At 67.6% G+C, this 22521-nt stretch carries 22 protein-coding genes and 2 tRNA genes; 9 read left to right on the top strand and 15 right to left on the bottom strand.

All coding sequences use genetic code 11. From position 1 onward, the window contains the following. Positions 1-138 precede the first annotated feature (138 nt). From FFS20_RS08905 to FFS20_RS08885, 5 genes are all read left to right on the top strand, one after another. Positions 139-1338 (top strand): helix-turn-helix domain-containing protein, encoded by a 1200-nt coding sequence (locus FFS20_RS08905; RefSeq protein WP_137825494.1) that lies wholly within the window; start codon positions 139-141, stop codon positions 1336-1338. Between the two features lie 56 nt (positions 1339-1394). Continuing rightward, positions 1395-2330 carry an ACP S-malonyltransferase gene (locus FFS20_RS08900; RefSeq protein ID WP_137825493.1) on the top strand — a complete coding sequence of 312 codons (936 nt, stop codon included), beginning with the start codon at positions 1395-1397 and terminating at the stop codon, positions 2328-2330. 8 nt (positions 2331-2338) lie between these two features. Continuing rightward, positions 2339-3340 carry a beta-ketoacyl-ACP synthase III gene (locus FFS20_RS08895; protein WP_137825492.1) on the top strand — a complete coding sequence of 334 codons (1002 nt, stop codon included), beginning with the start codon at positions 2339-2341 and terminating at the stop codon, positions 3338-3340. Positions 3341-3460: 120 nt separating this feature from the next. Next, positions 3461-3712 carry an acyl carrier protein gene (locus FFS20_RS08890; protein ID WP_137825491.1) on the top strand — a complete coding sequence of 84 codons (252 nt, stop codon included), beginning with the start codon at positions 3461-3463 and terminating at the stop codon, positions 3710-3712. Between the two features lie 68 nt (positions 3713-3780). Further along, on the top strand, positions 3781-5022 hold the full coding sequence (locus FFS20_RS08885; RefSeq protein WP_137825490.1) for a beta-ketoacyl-[acyl-carrier-protein] synthase family protein: 1242 nt from the start codon (positions 3781-3783) through the stop codon (positions 5020-5022). Between the two features lie 176 nt (positions 5023-5198). Here the strand turns inward: FFS20_RS08885 and FFS20_RS08880 are convergent, their stop codons facing one another. Together FFS20_RS08880 and FFS20_RS08875 are read right to left on the bottom strand one after the other, a co-directional pair. Further along, entirely contained in the window at positions 5199-5690 is a 492-nt protein-coding gene (locus tag FFS20_RS08880) for a DUF3145 domain-containing protein (protein WP_137825527.1), read from the bottom strand. A gap of 132 nt (positions 5691-5822) precedes the next feature. After that, positions 5823-6122, bottom strand: coding sequence for a hypothetical protein (locus FFS20_RS08875; RefSeq protein WP_137825489.1), 300 nt, complete (start codon positions 6120-6122; stop codon positions 5823-5825). Positions 6123-6272: 150 nt separating this feature from the next. Between FFS20_RS08875 and FFS20_RS08870 the strand changes: the two genes are divergently transcribed. After that, the gene (locus tag FFS20_RS08870; RefSeq protein ID WP_137825488.1) at positions 6273-7037 is read left to right on the top strand and encodes an SRPBCC domain-containing protein; all 765 of its coding nucleotides are present in this window, start codon (positions 6273-6275) and stop codon (positions 7035-7037) included. A gap of 85 nt (positions 7038-7122) precedes the next feature. Here the strand turns inward: FFS20_RS08870 and FFS20_RS08865 are convergent. The 3 genes from FFS20_RS08865 to FFS20_RS08855 form a co-directional block, all read right to left on the bottom strand. Beyond that, positions 7123-7196: transfer RNA gene (locus FFS20_RS08865), tRNA-Ile, on the bottom strand. 122 nt (positions 7197-7318) lie between these two features. Further along, the gene (locus tag FFS20_RS08860; protein WP_137825487.1) at positions 7319-8575 is read right to left on the bottom strand and encodes an EAL domain-containing protein; all 1257 of its coding nucleotides are present in this window, start codon (positions 8573-8575) and stop codon (positions 7319-7321) included. 87 nt (positions 8576-8662) lie between these two features. Then, positions 8663-10126, bottom strand: coding sequence for an MFS transporter (locus tag FFS20_RS08855; RefSeq protein WP_137825486.1), 1464 nt, complete (start codon positions 10124-10126; stop codon positions 8663-8665). Positions 10127-10294: 168 nt separating this feature from the next. Here FFS20_RS08855 and FFS20_RS08850 point away from each other — a divergent pair, with 168 nt between their 5' ends. Then, on the top strand, positions 10295-11200 hold the full coding sequence (locus tag FFS20_RS08850; RefSeq protein WP_137825485.1) for a type II CAAX endopeptidase family protein: 906 nt from the start codon (positions 10295-10297) through the stop codon (positions 11198-11200). A 133-nt stretch (positions 11201-11333) separates the two neighbouring features. Here FFS20_RS08850 and FFS20_RS08845 read toward each other — a convergent pair whose 3' ends face one another. Together FFS20_RS08845 and FFS20_RS08840 are read right to left on the bottom strand one after the other, a co-directional pair. Beyond that, positions 11334-12386, bottom strand: a complete 1053-nt coding sequence (locus tag FFS20_RS08845) for an LLM class flavin-dependent oxidoreductase (protein ID WP_137825526.1) — start codon at positions 12384-12386, stop codon at positions 11334-11336. 145 nt (positions 12387-12531) lie between these two features. Then, positions 12532-12604 (bottom strand) — tRNA-Asn (locus FFS20_RS08840). 256 nt (positions 12605-12860) lie between these two features. On the opposite strand from FFS20_RS08840, the gene FFS20_RS08835 reads away from it, so the two are divergent. Then, positions 12861-13772: a DMT family transporter gene (locus FFS20_RS08835; protein ID WP_249356749.1), complete on the top strand. Its 912-nt coding sequence runs from the start codon at positions 12861-12863 to the stop codon at positions 13770-13772. A gap of 3 nt (positions 13773-13775) precedes the next feature. Further along, positions 13776-14990 (top strand): glycosyltransferase, encoded by a 1215-nt coding sequence (locus FFS20_RS08830; RefSeq protein WP_349290520.1) that lies wholly within the window; start codon positions 13776-13778, stop codon positions 14988-14990. A gap of 105 nt (positions 14991-15095) precedes the next feature. Here the strand turns inward: FFS20_RS08830 and gluQRS are convergent, their stop codons facing one another. The 8 genes from gluQRS to FFS20_RS08790 all read right to left on the bottom strand — a co-directional run. After that, the gene (gene gluQRS, locus FFS20_RS08825) at positions 15096-16043 is read right to left on the bottom strand and encodes a tRNA glutamyl-Q(34) synthetase GluQRS (protein ID WP_137825483.1); all 948 of its coding nucleotides are present in this window, start codon (positions 16041-16043) and stop codon (positions 15096-15098) included. Then, the gene (locus FFS20_RS08820; RefSeq protein ID WP_349290519.1) at positions 16040-16363 is read right to left on the bottom strand and encodes a GNAT family N-acetyltransferase; all 324 of its coding nucleotides are present in this window, start codon (positions 16361-16363) and stop codon (positions 16040-16042) included. Before FFS20_RS08820 ends, gluQRS begins: the two co-directional genes overlap by 4 nt. Before the next feature lie 25 nt (positions 16364-16388). Beyond that, complete coding sequence (locus FFS20_RS08815) at positions 16389-17231, bottom strand: amino acid ABC transporter permease (RefSeq protein WP_137825481.1); 843 nt, start codon at positions 17229-17231, stop codon at positions 16389-16391. Further along, positions 17228-17890 (bottom strand): amino acid ABC transporter permease, encoded by a 663-nt coding sequence (locus tag FFS20_RS08810; RefSeq protein WP_137825480.1) that lies wholly within the window; start codon positions 17888-17890, stop codon positions 17228-17230. The genes FFS20_RS08815 and FFS20_RS08810 overlap by 4 nt, the downstream gene beginning before the upstream one ends. A 92-nt stretch (positions 17891-17982) precedes the next feature. Then, positions 17983-18879, bottom strand: a complete 897-nt coding sequence (locus FFS20_RS08805) for a glutamate ABC transporter substrate-binding protein (protein WP_137825479.1) — start codon at positions 18877-18879, stop codon at positions 17983-17985. 48 nt (positions 18880-18927) lie between these two features. Next, on the bottom strand, positions 18928-19656 hold the full coding sequence (locus FFS20_RS08800) for an amino acid ABC transporter ATP-binding protein (protein ID WP_211979286.1): 729 nt from the start codon (positions 19654-19656) through the stop codon (positions 18928-18930). Positions 19657-19766: 110 nt separating this feature from the next. Then, positions 19767-21461, bottom strand: a complete 1695-nt coding sequence (locus FFS20_RS08795) for an AMP-binding protein (RefSeq protein ID WP_137825477.1) — start codon at positions 21459-21461, stop codon at positions 19767-19769. 64 nt (positions 21462-21525) lie between these two features. Continuing rightward, positions 21526-22521 (bottom strand): ATP-binding cassette domain-containing protein (locus tag FFS20_RS08790; protein WP_249356748.1); only part of this gene is annotated, 996 nt, incomplete at its 5' end.

Here is a 22521-nt window from a genome sequence, read left to right as displayed (position 1 = left end):
TGAGCAGGTGAGCAGCCGCACACGCTGAGTGACGGAGATGGCCGGAGTCGACAGGACTCCGGCCATTTCTGTTCCCGATGACAGATTTTTGTGCGTTTCGCACAAGCGTTTTGTCCAACAGGCTTTAAGCTGGAGTCCATGACCTCCGACACTGAGACTCTCCGTCGGCGAGCGGAGACGGGTCGACGACTGCGCGCAGGCGTCGGCGTCCTCTCCACCGTGACCCTGCAGCGGCTCGACACCCGGCTGCCCTGGTACCGCTCGATGTCGCCATCGGATCGTTCATGGGTCGGGCTCCTCGCCCAGTCGGGCATCAGCTCGTTCATCGACTGGTACCGTCAGCCCGACACCGATCTGCGGGTCGTCAGCGAGATCTTCAAGTCCGCGCCCCGCGACCTCATCCGCGCCATCAGCCTCCAGCAGACCCTCCAGCTGCTCAAGGTCGTCGTCGAAGTCGTCGAGGAGCGCGTGCCCGACATCGCGCGCACCGCCGAGCAGCCGGCGCTGCGCGAAGCCGTGCTCATCTACTCCCGCGAGATCGCGTTCGCCGCAGCCGACGTCTACGCCCGGGCCGCCGAGGCCCGCGGCAGCTGGGACGCCCGTCTCGAGGCGATGGTCGTCGACGCCCTCGTGCGCGGGGACTCCGTCGACGAACTCGCCAGCCGCACTGCCGCCTTCGGGTGGCAGTCCGAGGAACCGGTCACCGTCCTCGTCGGCCGTGCCCCGCAGCGGTCGGCGAAGAAGGGCATCGAGGTCATCCGCCGCAAAGCCCGGAAATGGGCCGAGGACGCCCTCGTCGGCATCCACGACAACCGCCTCCTCCTCGTCCTCGGCGGCGTCAGCGACCTCGACACCGCAGTCGAGGACCTCTCGGACTGCTTCGGCCCCTCCGAGGTCATCGTCGGTCCCAGCGTGCCGACGCTCGCCGAGGCGGCCACCTCGGCGAAGGCGGCGATCATGGCGCTCAAGGCCGCCACCGCCCGACCCGACTCCCCGCGCCCGGTCAAGGCCGACGAGCTCCTGCCCGAGAGGGCTCTGGCCGGCGACGCCGTGGCCCTGGGTGAACTCATCTCCCGCTACTACGAGCCGCTGACCTCGGGCACCGGCCAGCTGCTCAAGACGGTGAGCGCCTACGTCGAGTTCGGCTCCTCCCTCGAAGCCACCGCGAAGGCGCTGTCCGTCCACCCCAACACCGTCCGGTACCGGCTGCGGAAGATCACCGAGGCGATCGGGCTCGATCCCACCGTCTCCCGGGACGCCTTCGTCATCCACATCGCATTGGTGTACGGACGACTGTCAGATGCCGGGCTATTGTCGCAAGGCGACAAAACGCAATGACGCCCGACAACCATCCGTTAGATTGAACAGCGACGTCGAACGAAAAGAGATTCTCAGTGCTAGTGATCACGTGCCCAGGTCAGGGCGCCCAGAAGTCAGGTTTCCTCGAGTCCTTCCTCGAACTCGAGACCTTCTCAGCACAGATCGATGACCTCGCCGCCGCGTCGGGCATCGACCTGCGCGCACACGGCACGACCTCCGATGACGAGACGATCAAGGACACCGCGCTCGCGCAGCCGCTGCTCGTCGCCGCGGCCATCGCCTGCGCCGCCGAGCTCGGCGTCACCCCCGACGTCGTCGCCGGCCACTCGGTCGGTGAGATCGCCGCCGCACAGATCGCCGGCATCCTCACTCCCGCCGATGCCATGCGCTTCGTCGCTGTGCGCGGCGCCGGCATGGCCGAGGCCGCAGCCGCCACCCCGACCGGGATGTCCGCCGTCGTCGGCGGGGAGCCCGCGGACGTCCTCGCCGCGATCGATGCCGCCGGTGCCGCACCGGCCAACGTCAACGGCGGCGGCCAGACCGTGGCCGCCGGTGCACTGACGAACCTCGAGACCCTCGCGGAGAACCCGCCCGAGCGCGCCCGGGTCATCCCGCTGCCCGTCGCCGGGGCGTTCCACACCGAGTACATGGCTCCGGCTGTGCCGGCGCTGACGGAGACCGCGACCGAGCTGACCGTGACCGATCCGAGCCTGCCGATCCTCACGAATTCCGACGGCAGCGTCGTCGACAGCGGTGCAGCCTACGTCGACCTCCTCGTCACCCAGGTGACCAACCCGGTGCGCTGGGACCTCTGCCAGGAGACGCTGCAGCGCCTCGGCGTCACCGGGCTCATCGAGCTCGTCCCCGGCGGCACGCTCACCGGCATCGCCCGCCGGGCGCTCAAGGGCGTCGAGACCTACCCGATCAAGTCAGCCGCCGACCTCGACGGTGCGCGTGAGTTCGCGGCCGCCCATGCGGGCGCCGCGGCCAACGCCGGAGAAGAAGGATGACCACCGCCATGCCCACACTCAACACCGCACAGACCGGCCGGTTCTCGAAGATCGCCGGCATCGGCGCCTACCGCGCCGAGAACCTCGTGACCAACGACGAGATCGCCGGTCCGATCAACTCCTCGGACGAGTGGATCCGGCAGCGCACCGGCATCGTCACCCGCCGCCGGGCCAGCAAGGACGTCGGCGTGCTCGAGATGTGCGAAGAAGCGGCCCTCGAGGCGATCGCCTCGGCGGGACTCAAGCCCGAGGACATCGGCGGCGTCATCATCTCCACGGTGACCTTCCCCTATTTCACGCCCTCGGCCGCCGCTGCGCTCACCGACCGCATCGGCACCGGACCGGTGCCCGCATGGGACATCAGCGCCGCGTGCGCCGGCTACTGCTACGGCATCGCCCAGGCCGATGCGCTCGTGCGCGCCGGCACGATGGACAACGTCCTCGTCATCGGCGCTGAGAAGCTCTCCGACGTCATCGATCCCACCGACCGTTCGATCTCCTTCATCCTCGGCGACGGGGCCGGCGCGGTCGTCGTCACCTCGGCCGATGAGCCGGGGATCTCGAAGACCGTGTGGGGGTCGAAGGGCGAGAACTGGTCGACGATCCGGATGACCGAATCCCTCATGGATGTCCGCGACGACCGCGACCTGCCGTTCCCCACCCTGCGCCAGGACGGACCCACCGTCTTCCGCTGGGCGGTGTGGGACGGCGCCGAGGTGGCGAAGAAGGCTCTCGAGGAATCCGGAGTCGAAGCCTCCGACCTCGCCGCCTTCATCCCCCACCAGGCGAACATGCGCATCATCGACGAACTCGCCAAGCAGCTGGGTCTGCCCGAGTCCGTCGTCATCGCCCGTGACATCGCCGACAACGGCAACACCTCGGCGGCCTCGATCCCGCTGGCCACCGAACGTCTCCTGCGCGAACAGCCCGAACTCAGCGGCGGACTCGCCCTTCAGATGGGATTCGGCGCCGGACTCGTCTACGGCGCACAGGTCGTTCGCCTGCCCTGAGCGCCCGTGGCGCGGGCGAAATCACCGCGCGAATGACCTAAGATATTCGGCGGGACACTCGTCGATACCGTTCCAATCCGACCGGGGACATCTCGGTTGTCACTAGAAAGTAGGAAAGAAATGGCATTCACCGAAGCTGAAGTCCTCTCCGGACTGGCAGAGATCGTCAACGAAGAGACCGGCCTGGCCGTCGAGGCCGTCGAGCCCTCCAAGTCGTTCACCGACGATCTCGACATCGACTCGATCTCCATGATGACGATCGTCGTCAACGCCGAGAAGAAGTTCGGCGTGAAGATCCCGGACGACGACGTCAAGGACCTCGTCACCGTCCAGGATGCCGTCGACTACATCAACAAGGCCCAAGAAGCCTGAACATCTGAGGACGCACACGGCCCGTCCACCGACGGGCCGTGTCCCACACTATCGACGAGGTTTACACCATGACACCAAAAGTTGTCGTCACCGGGATTGGTGCGGTGACCCCCTTGGGCGCCACTGCCGATGAGACCTGGCAGGCCCTGCTGGCCGGTCAGTCCGGCGTGTCCACGCTCGACAACGACTGGGCCGAGAAGTACGGCCTGACCGTCGACTTCGCTGCGACGGTCGACCCCGAGGTCGTGCCCGAGAAGCTCAAGCGGGTGCAGGCCAAGCGCCTCGACCCCTCGAGCCAGTTCGCTCTCATCTCCGCCCGTGAGGCCATGGCCGACGCCGGTCTCGAGGAGACCGATCCCGAACGCACCGCCGTCTCCTGGGCCACCGGCATCGGCGGCGTGTGGACGCTGCTCGACGCGTGGGACACGCTCAAGGACGAAGGGCCGCGCAGCGTCATGCCCCTGACCGTGCCGATGCTCATGCCCAACGGCCCGGCTGCCGCGATCGGCATGGAGTTCAAGGCGCGCGCCGGTGTGCAGACGATGGTCTCGGCCTGCGCGTCGTCGACCGAGAGCCTCGGTCACGCCTACGACCTCATCGCGAACGGCGACGCCGACATCGTCATCGCCGGCGGATCCGAAGCCGCGATCCACCCGATCACCCTGGCGGCGTTCAATTCGATGCAGGCGCTTTCGCGTCGCACGGATTCCCCCGAGACCGCGTCTCGGCCCTACGACGTCGACCGTGACGGCTTCGTCATGGGCGAAGGCGCCGGCGCGCTCATCCTCGAGACCGAGGAGCACGCGAAGGCCCGCGGGGCGAAGATCTACGCCGAGGTGGCCAGCTGGGGCATCTCGAACGACGCCTACCACATCACCGGCAACGAGCCCGAGGGCAAGTACGCGCTCAAGGCGATGGAGGATGCGCTCGAGGCCGCCGGCCTCACCCCTGCCGACATCAAGCACGTCAACGCGCATGCGACGTCGACGCCGGTCGGTGACATCCCCGAGTCCGTGGCCATCGCCGAGCTCCTCGGCGACTCCGTCGACGACACGCTCGTCAGCGGCACGAAGTCGATGACCGGTCACCTCCTCGGCGGTGCCGGGGCGGTCGAGGCGATCTTCACGGTCAAGGCGCTCGAGACGCGGACCGCTCCTCCGACGATGAACATCACCGAGGTCGATCCCAAGGTGAAGATCAACATCGTCCGGGACACTCCCGCACAGCTGCCCGACGGTGACATCGCCGCCCTGTCGAACTCCTTCGGATTCGGCGGACACAACGCGGTCGTCGCCTTCAAGTCCGTGTGATCGACCGACATACGTCCAGCGACACCAGGAAGGGCCCCAGCTTCGGCTGGGGCCCTTCCTTGTGTCGCCGATGAGGCGCAGACCGATGGGCACGTCGGAGGCAGAGACGCGCCCACCGGTCATCCTGCAGGGTCGCCGCACAGTCGGGGTGCGGAATCGCTGCGAGTGTGCCGGAGTCAGCCGACCTTCGTCAGCCAGCGCACGGGGGCACCCTCACCGGCGTGGCGGAATGCGTCGAGCTCTTCGTCCCACGCTTCGCCGAGGGCGAGGCCCATCTCGTGGGCGAGCTTCGCGGGATCTCCGCCGGCACGCTCCATAACGGAGCGGATGCGGTCTTCGGGCACGAGGATGTTGCCGACGGTGTCGGTCACGGCGTGGTAGATGCCGAGGTCAGGAGTGTGGCTCCACCGTCCGCCGTCGACACCGGCCGAGGGTTCCTCGGTGACTTCGTAGCGCAGGGAGTCCCATCCGCGAAGTGCGGATGCGATGCGAGAGCCCGAACCTGCCGGTGCACGCCAGCAGACTTCGGCGCGCACGAGGCCCGGAGCTGCCGGCTGGGGTGACCAGTCGAAGCGTGCCTGTGCGCCGATCGCCCCGCCCGCTGCCCATTCGATGTGCGGGCAGAGCGCGCGAGGTGCTGAGTGGACGAAGAGTACGCCCTGTGTCATATCCATGTGTGCCTCCTACCTCGGATACGTCTTCCCCTACGATCCGAAAGGAGGTACTCCGCTCATGATAGTCGACAAACACACGTGAGCCAAGTAGCGAAATGCCTGATGACACGCGGTTCTTCAACGCGGTCAGGAGCGGCGGCGATGCATCTGCTCGGTCATCGTCTCCAACCGCGAGAGACCGCTGACGGCGGCCCAGCCGCGCACGGCGGTGACCACCCATCCGTCGAGCCCGAGGTCGTGCCACGCGAGGCGTTCGGCAGCGGGGCACACGGCCCGCCCGATGACGAGGAGAACACCGATCATCATCCCGACCACAATCAGCAGCACCATCATCACCAACTCCTCCCACCTGTGCAGCGACTTTCGCTCCCTTTCAGCATGAACCTCCACGCCCTCAATGAAAAGCAAATCATTGTGAATGATCATCAGGCAGAGATTTAATGATCGAGCTCTCTCCTGGAGACCGATTGCCTTCGCGGTTCCCCGGGCTGGGGTCGCAGCCGACGTCGCTGCCTGGCGAATCGGGTCCATGCCGGGTCTAGACAGGTGACTCATGAGTCACCTATTGTTGCGTCCGTGGCGACTTCCGATGACGACCAGGTCCTCCTGGCGCTCTCCCAACCGAGTCGACGCGCTCTTCTCGACGCCCTCCACGACCGAGACGGGCAGAGCGTGAGCGAGCTCGGGCAGGTCCTGCCCGCACTCGGACGCCATGCCGTCCTCAAGCACGTGGGCGTGCTCGAGGACGCAGGATTGGTCACCTCGCACAAAGCCGGGCGAATCCGCCACTGCTATCTCAATGCCGCACCGCTGGTCGCGCTGGCACACCGCTGGCTCGACGACTACGCCCTCGAGTGGGGGCAGGCATTGAACCAACTGAAGAGCACATCCGAACGGAGACCGGAGATCATGAGCACCACGACACCGCTGCACCGCCACGCCATCGTCATCGACGCCTCACCCGAACGGGTCTGGACCGCACTGACCGAGGAGAGTTCCTCGTGGTACTTCACCACGACGCTCAACTCGTCACTCGAGCCCGGCACCGCGTACACCTACCCTGACGGCCGAACAGCCGCCGAGGGGACGATCATCGCGACCGAACCCGGCCACCGCCTGGAGATGACCTTCTCTCCGGTCTGGGACGACGCCGTCGCTCCGGAGGCCTCTTTCCGCCTCGTGTGGTCCCTCGAGTCCCGCGGCAGATCCACGCTGGTGACGATCGAACACTTCGACCTCGACCCGTCCACTGAGACCGCCCGCCAGGTCGACCACGGCAGCCTGGTCCTCATCTCCAACCTCAAAACCTGGATCGAGACCGGTGCGCCGATGCACAGCTGAGGTCGAGCCTCATTCGCGGCGTCGGGCGACGACGAAGCCCCACACCTCTCACCGCGGTGAGGGCTGCGGGGCGATCGCACAGGGGTGCCCCCGGCCGGACTTGAACCGGCGACCAAAGAATTATGAGTTCCCTGCTCTGACCAGCTGAGCTACGGGGGCGAGCCCTGACCAGATTAGCACCAGAAGCCCGGCAGCTCCCATTTCGCGCGGATCGCGGGAGACCGTCGACGCAGAGCAGTCAGAGCAGGCTCCACGGTGGGATGATCTGACCAGCAGATGGGTCAGTGCGCCGAGGTGCTCGGGGAGATCCGAGTGAGCACGCTGCGGGCGGCATCGACGCACGTGTAACGCTCGGTGGTGATGTAGACGTCGTACTCGACCTGTCCGTCGCTGCCGGGATCGTTGCGGCGCGCGGCGGCCACGAGACCCGACCAGTCAGGTCCGACGACGACCACTCCGTGCTCCTTGCGCATCGGATCGGAGGCGTCGACGACTCCCCCGCGAACTCCAGGCACCGGCGGAGTCGTGAAGCCGCCGGAGAACATCGCTGTGAGGCCGACCGTGTCGCGGATCCGCTCATACCGGTCATAGGTCTCCTGGGAGAACGACTCCTCGTCCCCGAAGACGCCGAGCGTGATCGTCGCCGCACCCGAGGCCAGAGCCCGCTCCTCGAGGGCGGCGATCTGGGCGATGAGCAGTTCGCGGTTCATCACGAGAGGCTCCCGTCGCAACCCCTGCGCAATCGAGTACGGCGTGCCGAGCGCCGGGAGGTTGCGCGAATGGTGATCGGCGAGAGCGTCTTCGACCGGAGGCGCGAACGGCTCGGGCTCACGGGTCGAGCGACCGAAGTACGGACCCGACATGAAACGCGCGCCGAGCGCCTGCACCCGGTCGAGGTCATCCTCGCTCGAGACGCCCTCGGCGAGGATGACCGCGCCGGTCCGCTCGAGATGGGCGTGGAGGAGCCGATTGAGCTCGGCCAGCTGCGCACTGCACTCGATGGTGAGGACGTCGGGGTGGAGTCCGACGACCGAGGGGTTGACGAGCGGCACGAACGACGTGCTGCGCAGGTCGGGTCCCACCGACGACATTCCCACGCCCCACCCCATCGACCGGGCCTGGCGCACTGAGCGGAGGACGGAGGCCGGAGAGGAGGAGACGCGGTCGGCGTCGAGCTGGAGGATGCACGAGCGATCGGGTTCGGCCGTCCGATCCTCGAGCGTGGCGAAGGACTCCTCCTCGGCGTGGAGGAAGAGGCGGTTGGAGTTCGGCAGTCCGGCCGCCTCGGCGGTGCGCAGGGCGGTCGCCCGCATCGAGGCGTCGATGTCGCCGATCATCGCTGAGGCGTGCATGGCCTGGCGCAGATTCTCCGACTCGGCGTGGCCGAGAGCGGGATCGCCGATCGGCGCTTGGAGGATCTGGTAGCCCACGGTGTCGAAGGTGAAGGAGTCGACCACGGGTGCGAAGAAGGTCTCGATTCCTCCCGACCGCACCAGCTCCTCGAGGGCCAGGTCCTGATCGTTCGCCGTGCCTACCACCGTCTGTCCTTCCCTGTGAAAACCTGCGTACACAGTCTTCCACAGTCGTGTCCGGTCAACGGTTTGGATTCGATAACATTATTCCGCTCACAGCTGAGGTCGCCGCGTGCGCCTGACCTCGGCGATCCCGACGATGCCGGCGATGATGACGACAACGGCGATTGCCAGGAATGCGACGATGAGCCCGAGATCCCAGTCGCTGACCGCGACGACGGCGAAGGCGACCGCGGTGAGGATCGCCAACCCCATCGAGGTGCCGATGCGCTGACCCGTCTGCAGCACTCCGCCGGCCGATCCGGCGTACTTGAGTGGCACCTCGTTGAGCGTGAGCGTCTGGTTCGGGCTGATGACCATGCCCTGCGCGATGCCGACGAAACTGAGGGTGAGCAGCAGCCACCATTCGCTGCCGATGCCCTGGGCGAGGAGGGCGACGACGAGGACCGAGGAGAGCAGTCCGAAGAGGCAGGTGACGATGCCCCAGACGACGAGGCGGCGCCCGGCCTGGAAGACGTAGCGCCCGGAGATGTCGGCCGACAGGGCCGAGAGCAGCGCGGCGGGCAGCCCGATGAGCCCCGAGGCCAGCGCGGTGTGACCGAGGCCCTGCTGCATGAACATCGCGACGATCACCCACACACTCGTCACCCCCATGAAGTAGAGGGCGATGATGATCGAGCCGTTGCTGAAGCTCTTGATCGCAAAGAGGTCGAGTTCGACCATCGGGGTCCGGCCACGCGCTTCGTACCGTCGCTCCCATTTCGTCCACGCCCAGATGACGACGAGTCCGAGCGGCAGGGCGAACCATACGAACCAGCCGACGGAGGATTCGACGAACGGCAGAAGGACGAGGAGGACGCCGAGGCCGAGGAGGATGACGCCGACGGGGTCGAGATCGTGCCGGTGCCGACGCTGGGCCGGGGGCATCGCCTCGTCGATGGGGTCGGTCTGGTCGACAGCCGGGCCCCACGCGGACTTCGGCAGCCAGACGATCGCGAAGATCACGGCGAGGATGGCGAACGGGACGTTGACGAGGAACGCCGCCCGCCATCCGAAGGCATTGCCGAAGATCGCGATGAGGACACCGCCGAGCACCGGTCCGATCGCCACCGACAGACCGACGATCGTGCCCATGAGGCCGAAGGCACGACCGCGGCGCGGGCCTTCGAAGTACTGCTGGAGGAGACCGACGACCTGCGGGTTGAGCAGTCCCGAGCCCAGGCCCATGACGACGCGGGCGATGTTGAGGGTGATCGGGTCCGGGGCGAGCCCTGACACGAGCGAGGAGATGCCGAAGAGGCTGACCCCGGCGATGAAGAGCTGAGCCCGGCCGAAGACGTCGCCGGCGCGGCCGGCCGCGACGAGGACGACGCCGAAGGAGAGCGCATACCCGGTGAGGACCCACTGCAGGGCGGAGGTTGAGGCGCCGAGGTCGCGTTCGATCGCCGGGAGGACGACGTTGATGATCGACACCGACAGCAGGGACATGAACAGCGGGACGAGAGCGACGAGGAGGATCCGCTTCTGCACCTGAGTCATTCCGCCGCCAGCAGCCATTCCACACCTTTCGACCGTTCTCGACAGCCGACGTCACCGTCGACCGTCCTCCCGCTGGCGATCCTATCCCCTTGCCCGGCGGCCGGCGCGGTGGGACCACCCGTTGACACCTGCTCGTGAGCGTGTGACGGTAGGGCGACCTCCCCCTCTCTCCGCGACGATCGGAGCATGATGAACCCGAACGGCAACCCAGCTCAGTCCCTGACATTCCCTGCGGCGATGGGTCAGGCCCAGCGGCCGACGGGTCCGATCCTCGGCATCGTCATCGCCACCGTGATCTTCTTCGTCGCCCAGCTCGCGGCCCTGCCGGCCGGTCTGCCGACCGAGGGAGCCGGACTCACCTTCGTCCACCAGGCGGTGCTCACCGGCAGCTTCGGGGTCGGAGCGATCCTCCTCATGCTCTGGGTCCGGTTCAAGGAGCGCAGACCGATCCGCTCGCTCGGCTTCGCCGCGCCCTCGGCGGGGGTGAAGATCCTCCGCGGAGCGCTCATCGGCCTCGTCATGATCTCCGCGGTCGCCCTCATCACCGTCGCGACCGGTCAGGGGACCCTCGGCGCGCCGAACTGGAGTGCGCTGCTTCCCGCGCTCGTCCTCCTCTTCGGCTTCACGATCCAGGGCAGCACCGAGGAGCTCTTCGCCCGCGGCTACCTCGTCCAGGCCGTGTCCTGGAAGTGGGGACTGCTGGCGGCCTTCGTCGTCCAGACGGTGTGGTTCACTCTGCTTCACGGCGCCAACGGCGGCATCACCGTCGTGCCCGTGCTCAACCTCGTCCTCGTGGCGGTGTTCCTCGGCTTCTGGTCGCTCGCCGAGGAGGGGCTCTGGGGCGTCTGTGCGTTCCATGCCGTATGGAACTGGGGTCAGGGCAACCTCTGGGGTGCCCATGTCTCGAACATGGACGTCGAGACCTCCGTCCTCTCCTTCCGCCCGACCCCCGGTGCCAGCGACCTGATCTCGGGCGGATCGTTCGGCTTCGAGGGCAGTCTCGTGTCCTCGCTCATGCTCGCTCTCGGCACGATCGTCGCCGTCATCATGGTCCGCCGGCGGCGGCGTGCGGCGACGGCCGACCCCCACTGAGCAGTCACTGACGGAAAGAAGCATGACCTCGACCATCGCCTCGGCGAGACCGGGCGCACCACCGGCAGCACCGTCATGACGCACAGCAGGGCCCGGTGCACGAGGTGTGCGCCGGGCCCTGCTGTGGAGCGGATCAGATCGGGTAGCCGGTGACCGGGCCCTCCCAGTTCGGCTTCCAGCCCAGTGCCGGAGCGACGTGCTCGGCGAAGGACTGGAGGACGTGGAGATTGTAGTCGACGCCGATCTGGCTGGGGATCGTCAGCATGACCGTGTCGGCGGCTTCGATCGCCGGGTCGTCCTTGAGCTGTTCGATGAGGACGTCCGGGGCCGCCGCATAGGTCTTGCCGAACGTCGAGCGCATGTCATCGATGATGCCGATCTGGTCGCCGTCCTCATGGGAGCGCCGCCCGAAGTAGAGGTCGTCGAGATCGGTGGTGATCGGGAAGATGCTGCGACTCACCGACACTCGCGGGGTCCAGTCGTGACCGGCCTCCTTCCATGCTTCGCGGAACTTGTCGATCTGCTCGCGCTGGAGGTCGGCGAACGAATCGCCGGTCGCCTCGGTGAGCAGGGTCGAACTCATGAGGTTGACGCCCTGTTCGGCCGCCCACTCCCCCGTCGCTCGGGTCGCCGCACCCCACCAGATGCGGCGGTCGAGGCCGGGGGCATGCGGTTCGATGGAGAGCCGGGCACCGGGACCGAACTGCTTCGGATCGGCCGGAGCCATCTTCTCGCCCTTGATCGCGGCCATGAACTTCCCGAACTTCGCGCGGGCGATGTTCGCGCCCTTGGCGTCCTCGGCATCGAGATAGCCGAAGGCCTCCCACCCGCGCTCGGCCGGCTCCGGTGATCCGCGGCTGACGCCGAGGGCCACCCGGCCGTCGGCGAGGATGTCGAGCGCTGCGGCCTCCTCGGCGAGGTAGAGCGGATTCTCATACCGCATGTCGATGACGCCGGTGCCGACCTCGATGTGCTTCGTCTTCGCGGCGATCGCGCTGAGGACGGGAATCGGCGACGCCGCCTGCCGTGCGAAGTGGTGGACCCGGAAGTACGCTCCGTTGACGCCGATCTCATCGGCGCCGACGCCGATCTCGACGGCCTGCTTCAGCGCTTCCTTCGCGCCGTACTCCCCTGGGGCCGCGCCTGGTCCGTAATGGCCGAAACTCAAGAATCCGAATGCCTTCATACTCATGGCAACCTGGTTGACGGTTCAATTATTCCGGCTGGTCACAGATGTCGCGGCGGGCTTGGGCGGCGTCAACTCGCGCCTTCCAGTGCGGGCGCTCAGGGAACGACGAAGGCCCCGTCGCGAACGACGGGGCCTTGCTCTGCTCCCCCGGCTGGGCTCGAACCAGCGACCCTTCGATTAACAGTCGAATGCTCTGCCAACTGAGCTACGGAGGAATGTGGCAGTGACCTGCGCACGAGAAATCAGCATAGCAAAGGTGAGCCGACCTCGCCAAAGCGGCGCCCAGTGCGTTAGGTCACACCAGCGCCGCTCGTGCCGATCCTCGAAGTGCCTGCGGTGGGCACCTCCGGTTTCCCCCACCTCGGCGAAACGGGGAACCGGACAATCGCCCCGCGCGCACGACGCTGCCGCGTACCGCACTGTAACATCGGGGGTGACCCTTTCGAGCCATCCCCGACGGAAGCAGAACACGTGACCATTGTGGCCATCGCCTTAGCCGTTCTGGCAGCTGTGGCCCTCGCGTACGGGGCCCTCTACCAGCACGACGCCGTCGCCGATCAGGACAATTCGCACGACGGTCTGAGCTGGGCGCACTTCAAGGAGCTGCTGGGGAACCGGAAATGGCTGCTCGGGCTCTTCATCCTCGGCCTCGGCACCCTGGGGAACTTCCTGGCGCTGGCCCTCGCCCCCGTCATGGTCGTCCAGCCGATCGGGGCGTTCTCCCTCATCGTCTCCGTCCTCCTCGGCGTGAAGTACCGCGGACTCAAGGTCAACCGCCGCCTCGTCCAGGCCGTCGTGTGGTGCACCGTCGGCGTCACGGTCTTCGTCGCCCTGTCGGCCACGACCGCGCGGACATCGGTCCACCTCGGCGCCGATGCCCTGCCGCTCGTGTGGATCACCGGCGTCATCGTCGCCGCCGGACTCATCGTCATGCTCTTCTTCCGCCACGCCCCGCAGCTCGTCCTCATCACCGCAGCGGGCCTGCTCTTCGCGTGCGTGGCGACGAACGCCCACCTCGTCAGCGTCCAGTTCCTCCGCGCCGGCATCGAGAACGTCACGTGGCTCAACGTCGCCGCCCTCATCATCGCCGCGGCCCTGGGCTCCTGGTTCGTGCAGAACTCGTACGCCGCCGGCCCCCCGGAGATGGTCATCGCCGGGCTCACCGTCGTCGATCCCATCGCCGCGGTCATCCTCGGCTCCGTCGTCCTCGGTGAGGCCCATACGGCTCCCCCGTGGCTCGTCGTTGTCATCACGATCACAGGATTGGTCGCGTGTCTCGGGGTCGTTGTATTGTCGCGGTATCATCCCGATGTCAAGGATCGCGAGGACGAACGCCGCGACGCCCGCCAGACCGATCAGTTGACCGACACCGAGGAGAGTTGAGCTCTGTCCGCACAATCGACCCGTCGCATCCTCATCCCCACCGAGACCTACGCCCCCGAGGTCAACGGAGCGGCGAAGTTCGCCGAACGCCTGGCAGCGGGACTCGCCGCCCGCGGACATGACGTCCACGTCGCCTGTCCGTCGGCGACAGGCACCCCGTCGGTGAGTGTGGAGAACGGCGTCACCGTCCACCGGCTCACCTCCCACCGCTGGATGCTCCACCCCACGTGGACGATCTGCATGCCGTGGGAGACGAAACCGGAGATCGCCCGCCTCCTCGACACCCTCAAGCCCGACGTCGTCCACACGCAGGCGCACTTCGTCATCGGCCGTTACGCGTTCTCCGAATCGCACAAGCGCGGCATCCCCGTCGTCGCGACGAACCACTTCATGCCCGAGAACGTCCGCCCCTACCTCCGGGTGCCCAAGCCGCTCGTCGACGGCGGCACAGCGCTGGCGTGGTGGGATCTGCGCCGGAAGTTCCAGTCCGCGGAGTTCATCACCGTCCCCACGCAGCTCGCCGCTGACCTGCTCACCCAGAACGGCTTCAGCTCCCCCATCCGCGCCGTCTCCTGCGGCATCGACCTCGACCGGTTCTCCCACCTCAAGCAGCCGGCCACCGGTGGGAAGGGCTCCTCGACCGGCACCGAGGCGGCCGCCCCGCGGGTGCTCTTCGTCGGTCGGCTCTCGGCGGAGAAGCACGCTGAGGACATCGTCCGCGCCGTCGCGCTCACCGACCCGGCACTCGGTCTCGAGGCCGACATCGTCGGCGGCGGCGATCAGGAGGAGCCGCTCAAGGCGCTCGCCGCCGAACTCGGCATCGCCGACCGCATCCACGTCCTCGGCAAGATCAGCGACTCCGCGCTCATGGACGCCTACGCCCGGTGCGCGTTCTTCTGCATGCCCTCGACGGCCGAACTCCAGTCGATCGCCACGCTCGAGGCCCTGGCCTCGCGCAAACCCGTCGTCCTCGCCGACGCCGTCGCCCTGCCCCACCTCGTCCGCGACGGCGTCAACGGCTACCTGTTCCCGCCGCGGGACGTCGAGGCCCTCGCCGATCGCTTCACCCGCATCTGCACGCAGACGCCCGAGGAGCGCGAGGCGATGTCCCGGGCCTCTCTCGATGTCGTCGCCACCCATGACATCGAGTACACGCTCGACACGTTCGAGTCGATCTACGCCGACGTCATCGCCGGATACGTCGACACCGCAGCCTGAGACCGGCTCCCTGAGACCGGTTCTCTGAGACCGGTTCTCTGCGACCGGCCTGCCTGAGACGACCTGCCGCTCAGGCTCCGTCGACGGAGTCCATGCGGCCTCGACTCACGCCGCGTCGTCGGCCGGCGGGACGAACACCGTCGGCACCGACCCGAGCCGCGCGAGGTCGAGACCGGCGATGACATCATCGACCGACCGCCACCGGGCACTGCCTCCGGTGGCGCTCGTCGGGTCGGATCCGCCGAGGGACTCCCAGATCCATCCGTAGACATCGGCGACCGTCCAGCCGCGGGCGCGCAGCTGCTCGTAGGTCACGGCCCCGTCGCGTTTGGCCAGCCGAGATCCTGATTCGCTGAGCACGAGGGGAACGTGCAGCCACGCCTGCTCGGGCAGGTCGAGGAGTTCGGCGAGGCGGGCCTGCCGCGGCGCCGAGGAGGCGAGGTCGTCCCCGCGGACCACCTCGGTGATCCCACTGGCAGCATCGTCGACGACGACGGTGAGGTTGTACGCGAACACGCCGTCACCGCGCCGGAGCACGACGTCGTCGACCGGTGCCGTGATCGTGCCGAGGAGAGCATCGGCCACGGTGACCTCCCGGTTCTCCGAGCGCAGCCGCAGGGCCGGTCTGCGGCCCGCGGCGGCAAGAGCTGCCCGCCGCTCGGACCGCCGCTCCGCGGAGAGGTCCCGGCACGTGCCCGGGTACGCACCCGGCGGGGCGTGCGGGGCCGAGGGAGCCTGCTGGATGTCCTTGCGCGAGCAGTAGCATTCGTAGACGAGTCCCGCCTGATCGAGACGGGCGATCGCCTCAGCGTAGACGTCGCGGCGCGCGGACTGCACGAGGGGTTCGTCGTCGGGCACGATCCCGAGGTCGGCGAACACCGCCCGCTGGGACTCCGCCGCGCCCGCTCGGACCCGGTCGAGGTCCTCGACGCGCCAGAGGAAGTGCTGGCCCTGCTGCCGGGCGCGCGCATACGCGAGCACCCCCGTGCGGATGTTGCCGATGTGGAGGTCGCCGCTGGGGCTCGGGGCGAACCGACCGGCTCCCGCCCTCACCTGTCGGCGACGAGATCGGCGTACTGCGGGAACCGCTGCAGGTAGTCCTGGACGTAGGTGCACAGCGGAACGATCGTCTCCCCGTTCGCCCGGATCTCGTCGAGGGCGTGCGTGACGAGGGTGCGGGCGAACCCGCGCCGGGAGAAGTCCTCGGAGATGATCGTGTGCTGGAGCTCAAGCGTGGTGTCGCCGATCCGCTGGTAGGCGAGGAACCCGACAAATGCCTCGGGATCGTCGGTGGTGAAGAGTTCGAAGCGCTCCCGGTCACGGTTGTGGCGCATCGTCACCGGGGTGGCGCTGAGTTCGGGTTCCATCCTCACGTCCCTTTCATCGTCGGTGAGCTGCTCAGCGCACCGGTGCCGTCGTCAGCCCTTCGCCCTCGACGTCGGCGGTGGTCTTGCGCTGCAGTCGCCTCTCGAGCCACCGCGCGAAGCTCGCGACGATCATGTTGATGATGATGAAGAGCGCGGCACCGACGATGAACGTCGGCAGAAGGTTATTGTACTCGCGGCCGATGAGGTTGACCTGGTAGAGAAGGTCCTGGTAGGTGACGATGAAGCCGAGCGCCGAGTCCTTGAGGAGGACGACGATCTGCGCGACGATCGTCGGCATCATCGCCCGCAGCGCCTGCGGCATGAGCACGAGGCTCATCACCTGTCCGGGCCGCAGGCCGATCGCCATCGCCGCCTCCCGCTGGCCCTTCGGCACGGCGAGGATGCCGGCGCGGATGATCTCGGCGAGCACCATGCCGTTGTAGAGCGTGAGGCCGATGACGACGGACCAGAACGGGCCGATGGTGTTCCCGAAGAGGAGGAACGTCGCGAAGATGAGGAGGAGGACCGGCACGCCGCGGAAGAACTCGAGGATGATCGTCGCTGGCACGGAGATGATCCGCTTCGACGACAGGCGCAGGAGGGCGAAGACGACGCCGACGGCCAGCGCCAGCACCGAGGCGACGGCGGCGACCTTGAGGGTCGCGAGCATGCCGTCGAGGAGGACGAGCTGGATCTGGGCGAAGGTGAACGGATACCACTTCTCGGGTTCGAGCTGTCCGGCGTCGGCGAACTTCCAGATGATCCATGCGATGAGTCCGGCGAGCACGATCGTCGAGACGATCGAGAGGATGACGTTGTTGCGGCGGGCCTTCGGGCCCGGGGCGTCGAAGAGGACCTCTGTCGGTGCGCTCATCGGAGGATCACCAGCTTCCGCTCGAGGTAGGAGAAGATGCGCCCGAGGATGAGCGCGAGGATGAGGTAGGCGACGGCGGTGCCGAAGAGGATCGGGATGACGAGGTCGCCGCGGAGCTCGATCGCATTGCGCATCGCGGAGATGAGTTCGCGGTTGTTGAACGCCGAGGCGATCGACGTGTTCTTGAGCATCGCGATGATGACGCTGCCGAGCGGCGGGATGACCGTCCGGAAGGCCTGCGGCAGGATGACCTGAGTGAGGGTCTGGTTGAACGTCAGTCCGATGGCCCGGGCGGCCTCGGCCTGGCCGACGGGGATCGTCGCGATGCCCGCCTTGAGCGTCTCGGCGACGAAGCACGCGGTGTAGGCGGTGAGCGCGAGCGTCGCGTAGACGAAGGAGTTGAACGAACTCGAGTCGCCGAAGCGGATGTCGAGGAAGGGCAGTCCGAAGGCGCAGAAGAACATCACGAGCGTCAGCGGGGTGTTGCGGACGATGTTGATGTACGCCGAGGCGGCGATCCGCAGCACCGGGGTCGGTGAGACCCGCATGGCGGCGAGGATCGTGCCGAGCACCAGCGATCCGACGAGGGTGACGGTGAAGAGCTTGACCGTGCCCCAGACGCCGGAGCCGAAGAGCTCGAGCAGGGCGAGAAAGTCCATCCCGGGTTCCTTAATCGATGCGAGGGCACCGGTCGGTGCCCTCGCATCAGGTCAGTGAGGCAGCCGGTCGGCGGCCTCGGTGCGGCAAGCGGTCAGTAGCGGTCGATCTCCGGCATCTTCACGCCGTCAGCCGAGCCGAGCGTGTACTCGAAGGCCTCGGTCCACTGGCCGTCGTCCATGCTCTTCTGCACGGCGTCGTTGACCGCGTTGCGCAGGGCCGTGTCGTCCTTGGGCAGGCCGATGCCGTAGGGCTCTTCGCTGAAGGGCTTGCCGACGACCTTGAGTTCGCCTTCGTTCTGCGCCGCGTAGCCGCGCAGGATCGCGTCATCGGTCGTCACTGCGTCGACGGCACCGGACTGGAGGTCGGTCACGCACTTCGAGTACGTGTCGTAGGTGACGAGCTCGGCGTCCTTGTACTCGTCCTGGATCCGCTGCGCCGGGGTCGAACCGTCGACGGAGCAGACCTTCCTGCCGGCGAGGTCCTCGGGACCGGCGATGTCGGAGTCGGACTTCACGAGCAGGTCCTGACCGGCGACGTAGTAGGGGCCGGCGAAGTCGACGACCTGCTTGCGCTCGTCGTTGATCGTGTAGGTCGCGACGACCATGTCGACGGTGCCCTGCTGGAGGAAGGGCTCGCGGTTGGCCGAGACGGTCTCGACGAAGTCGATCTGGTCAGGGGCGAAGCCGAGCTGCGCGCCGACCATCTTCGCGATCTCGATGTCGAAGCCCTCCGGGTCCTCGGAACCGGTGGTGACATTGCCGAGACCGGGCTGGTCGAACTTCACGCCGACCTTGAGCTGACCGGCGTCCTTCGCCGCCTGCCAGGTCTTCGAGTCGGCGACATCGGCGCTCTCGTTGACCGGGTATTCGGGGGCCGCGGCCTGCGAACCGCCGTCGGCCGGGTTGTCGGGGGTGCCGCCCTGCCCGCAGCCGCTGAGGGCGAGGAGTCCGACTGCGACCGAGGCGATCGCGACGCTGAGCTTCTTCATGGTTTCTCCTTGGTGGTGTCGAACGGAACAGAAGGTCGAATCAGGGGGTCAGTTCGTGAGGATCTTCGAGAGGAAGTCCTGCGCGCGCCCGCTCTGCGGGTTCGTGAAGAACTCCTCCGGACCGTTGACCTCGACGATCTCCCCGTCGGCCATGAAGACCACGCGATTGCCGGCCTTGCGGGCGAACCCCATCTCGTGAGTGACGACGACCATCGTCATCCCCTCCTTGGCGAGTTCGACCATGACGTCGAGGACTTCGTTGATCATCTCCGGGTCGAGGGCGGAGGTGGGCTCGTCGAAGAGCATGACCTTCGGCTTCATCGCCAGTGCCCTGGCGATCGCGACGCGCTGCTGCTGCCCGCCCGAGAGCTGAGCGGGGTACTTGTCGGCCTGGTGGGCGACCCCGACGCGTTCGAGCAGCGCCATCGCCTGCTTGTCCGCGTCGGCCTTCTTCAGCTTCCGCACCTTGATCGGGCCCAGGGTGACGTTCTCGAGGATCGTCTTGTGGGCGAACAGGTTGAACGACTGGAAGACCATGCCGACGTCCGAGCGCAGCTGCGCGAGTGCCGCACCTTCGGCCGGCAGCTCCTTGCCGTCGATCGTGATCGATCCCGAGGTGATCGTCTCCAACCGGTTGATCGTCCGGCACAGGGTCGATTTGCCCGAGCCGGAGGGACCGATGACGACGACGACCTCACCCTCGTGGATGTCGAGATCGATGTGCTTGAGCGCGTGGAAGTCACCGTAGTGCTTCTCGACGTCGGTCATCGAGACCAGCGGTTGTGATTCAACTCTCATGACCATTGATCTTAGTGAATGACCTGCTCACATGAAAAACGTCAGGTGTTCCCAGGACAACTGCAATGAACTTGTGACCTGGCCGACATTCACACCGTGCTGCCTGCGTGAACGATCCTCTCGCCCTCTTCGCGCAACTCGACTTTCCGGATCTTTCCGGACACCGTCATCGGGAACGAGTCGCGGACCTCGACGTACCGCGGGATCTTGAAATGGGCGAGGCGGCCCTGGGCGAACTCCCTGACGTCGGCGGCGGTGAGGGTGTCGAAGCCGTCCTTGAGGATGACCCAGGCCATGAGCTCCTCCCCGTACTTCTCGTCGGGGACGCCGATGACCTGGACGTCGCTGATCGCCGGATGCTGGTAGAGGAACTCCTCGATCTCCCGCGGGTAGACGTTCTCTCCCCCGCGGATGACCATGTCCTTGATCCGCCCGGAGATGTCGACGTACCCGTCGTCGTCCATGATCGCGAGATCGCCCGTGTGCATCCAGCGGGCGGCGTCGATCGCCTCGGCGGTCTTGTCCGGCTCCTCCCAGTATCCGAGCATCACCGAGTATCCGCGAGTGCAGAGTTCGCCCTTCTGCCCGCGGGGCATCGTCTGGCCCGTCACCGGGTCGACGATCTTCACCTCGACGTGGGGCATGACGCGGCCGACCGTCTGCGTGCGCGCCTCGAGCGAATCGTCGGCGCGGGTCATCGTCGACACCGGCGAGGTCTCAGTCATCCCGTAGCAGATGGCGACCTCGGACATGTTCATGTCGTCGATGACGTGGCGCATCACCTCGACCGGGCACGGGGATCCGGCCATCACCCCGGTGCGCAGGGTCGTCAGGTCGTAGTCGGCGAAGTCGGGCAGGCCGAGTTCGGCGATGAACATCGTCGGCACTCCGTAGAGGGAGGTCGCCCCCTCCTCGGCGACGGCGGTGAGGCTCGCCGCCGGGTCGAAGCCCGGGGACGGGAGGATGACCGAGGCCCCGTGGCTCAGCGCCGCGAGGTTGCCGATGACCATGCCGAAGCAGTGGTAGTAGGGCACGGGCAGGACGACGGAGTCGGCGGGCGAGTACGAGAGCAGCTCGCCGATGAAGTAGCCGTTGTTGAGGATGTTGTGGTGGGACAGCGTCACGCCCTTGGGGAAGCCCGTCGTGCCGGAGGTGTACTGGATGTTGATGGGATCGTCGGCCGAGAGTTCGGCCGCCGCCTGCTCGAGGCGCACCGCGTACTTCGCGCCGGGGTCGGCGAGCAGCTCCCGGCCCTGGGTCAGCAGGCGGGCGAACGATTCGCGCTCCCCGATCGTCGCCGTCCCGGTCAGGTCGTCCGGGACGGTGTCGAGGAAGACGAGATCGAGTCCCGGCACCGAGGCTGCCACCTCGGTGGCCAGGGCGTGGAAGTCCGAATGGGGCGGGGCGGCGATCTGCGAGATGAGCATCGTCATCCCCGACTGGCCCACGACGAATTCGAGTTCGTGTGCGCGGTAGGCGGGGTTGACGTTGACGAGGATCGCCCCGATCTTCGCCGTCGCGTATTGGACGAGCGCCCATTCCCCGACGTTCTGCGCCCAGATCCCGATGCGGTCGCCCTTGCCGAGGCCGCGTTCGATCAGGGCCGCGGCCAGCGCATCGGTGTCGGCGTCGAACTCGGCATACGTCCAGCGCCGGTCGGAGCCGCGGTCGATGAGGGCGATCGCGTCCGGGTGGGCGGCGGCAGTGCGCCGGAAGTTCGCTGGGATCGTCTCCCCGCGCAGGGGTTCGGTCGACGGTCCGGAGGAGTAGGAGAGGTCTGCCACGTCGTTGTCGCCCTTCGTATCCCGTCAGCGTTCACTGACAGCGTGCGGTGTGATCGTCTTCACACTATTCCGGTTCGCTCCGACTCGCAAAGGCGGGGGTCCCCGTCTCGCCGGTCTCCCCGCCGAGGCGGGTGGGGGTGCTGGCGCGGAAGCTGCGGACGAAGTCGTCGTCGATCCCGGGCCCGGCGACGCCGTCGGCCTCGACGAGGCGCGCACGACCGGCGTCGATGAGGACGAGTCCGCGGCTCAGGGCCGCGACGTCGGCGGCGTCATGGGTGATGAGCAGGGCGCTGCGTCCGCGCAGCACATCGGCGAGGACGGCGCGCGTGCTCAGCTTGACGTCGACGTCGAGGGCGGCGAGGGGTTCGTCGAGGAGGAGGAGCGTGGGGTCGATGACGAGCGCCCGCGCGAGGGCGATGCGCGCTCCCTGTCCGCCGGAGACCTCGTCGGGGCGGCGGTCGCCGCAGTGGCCGACGCCGAGGCGATCGAGCATCACCTGCGCGGCGGCGCGGGCGTCGGTGCTCCGGTGCCCGTGGGCGCGGAGCCCGAACGCGACATTGTCGAGGACGCTGAGGTGCGGGAAGAGCAGCGGATTCTGGGCGAGGTGGACGACCCCGCGGGCGTGGATGGGCGGCCAGTGACCGGCGTCGATGTCGAAGATCGTGCGGTCGCCGAGGCGCAGCGCGCCGGACTCGGCGGGCAGGGCGCCGGTGATGATCTGGAAGAGGCTCGATTTCCCGGCCCCGTTGCGGCCGATGAGCGCCGTCGTCTGCCCGGCGGGCACGTCGAGGGCGATGTCGAGTCCGCGCGCGGGCAGCCGGGCGCTCAGGCTCAGTCGCCCGGCGCCGACACTGTCGCGAACACCGTCGCCGGCGCTGCTGTGAACGGCGAGGGACTCCTCCGGGGCCGCCAGCGAAATCGCGGCATCGGTGTCCGCCGGCCCGGAGGCGGGTGCGCCCGTGCGCGCGATGGCGGCACCGGAGGCGCCGGGAGCCGAGGCACGCGGGGCGAAGCGGCGCAGGCGGGGGGCGTGGGGCGAGCGGTAGGCGAGGACGATGAT

It is taken from the genome of Brevibacterium sp. 2SA (genome assembly GCF_005502845.1).
Classification (GTDB): domain Bacteria; phylum Actinomycetota; class Actinomycetes; order Actinomycetales; family Brevibacteriaceae; genus Brevibacterium.
This window is presented reverse-complemented; position numbering and strand designations above follow the sequence as displayed.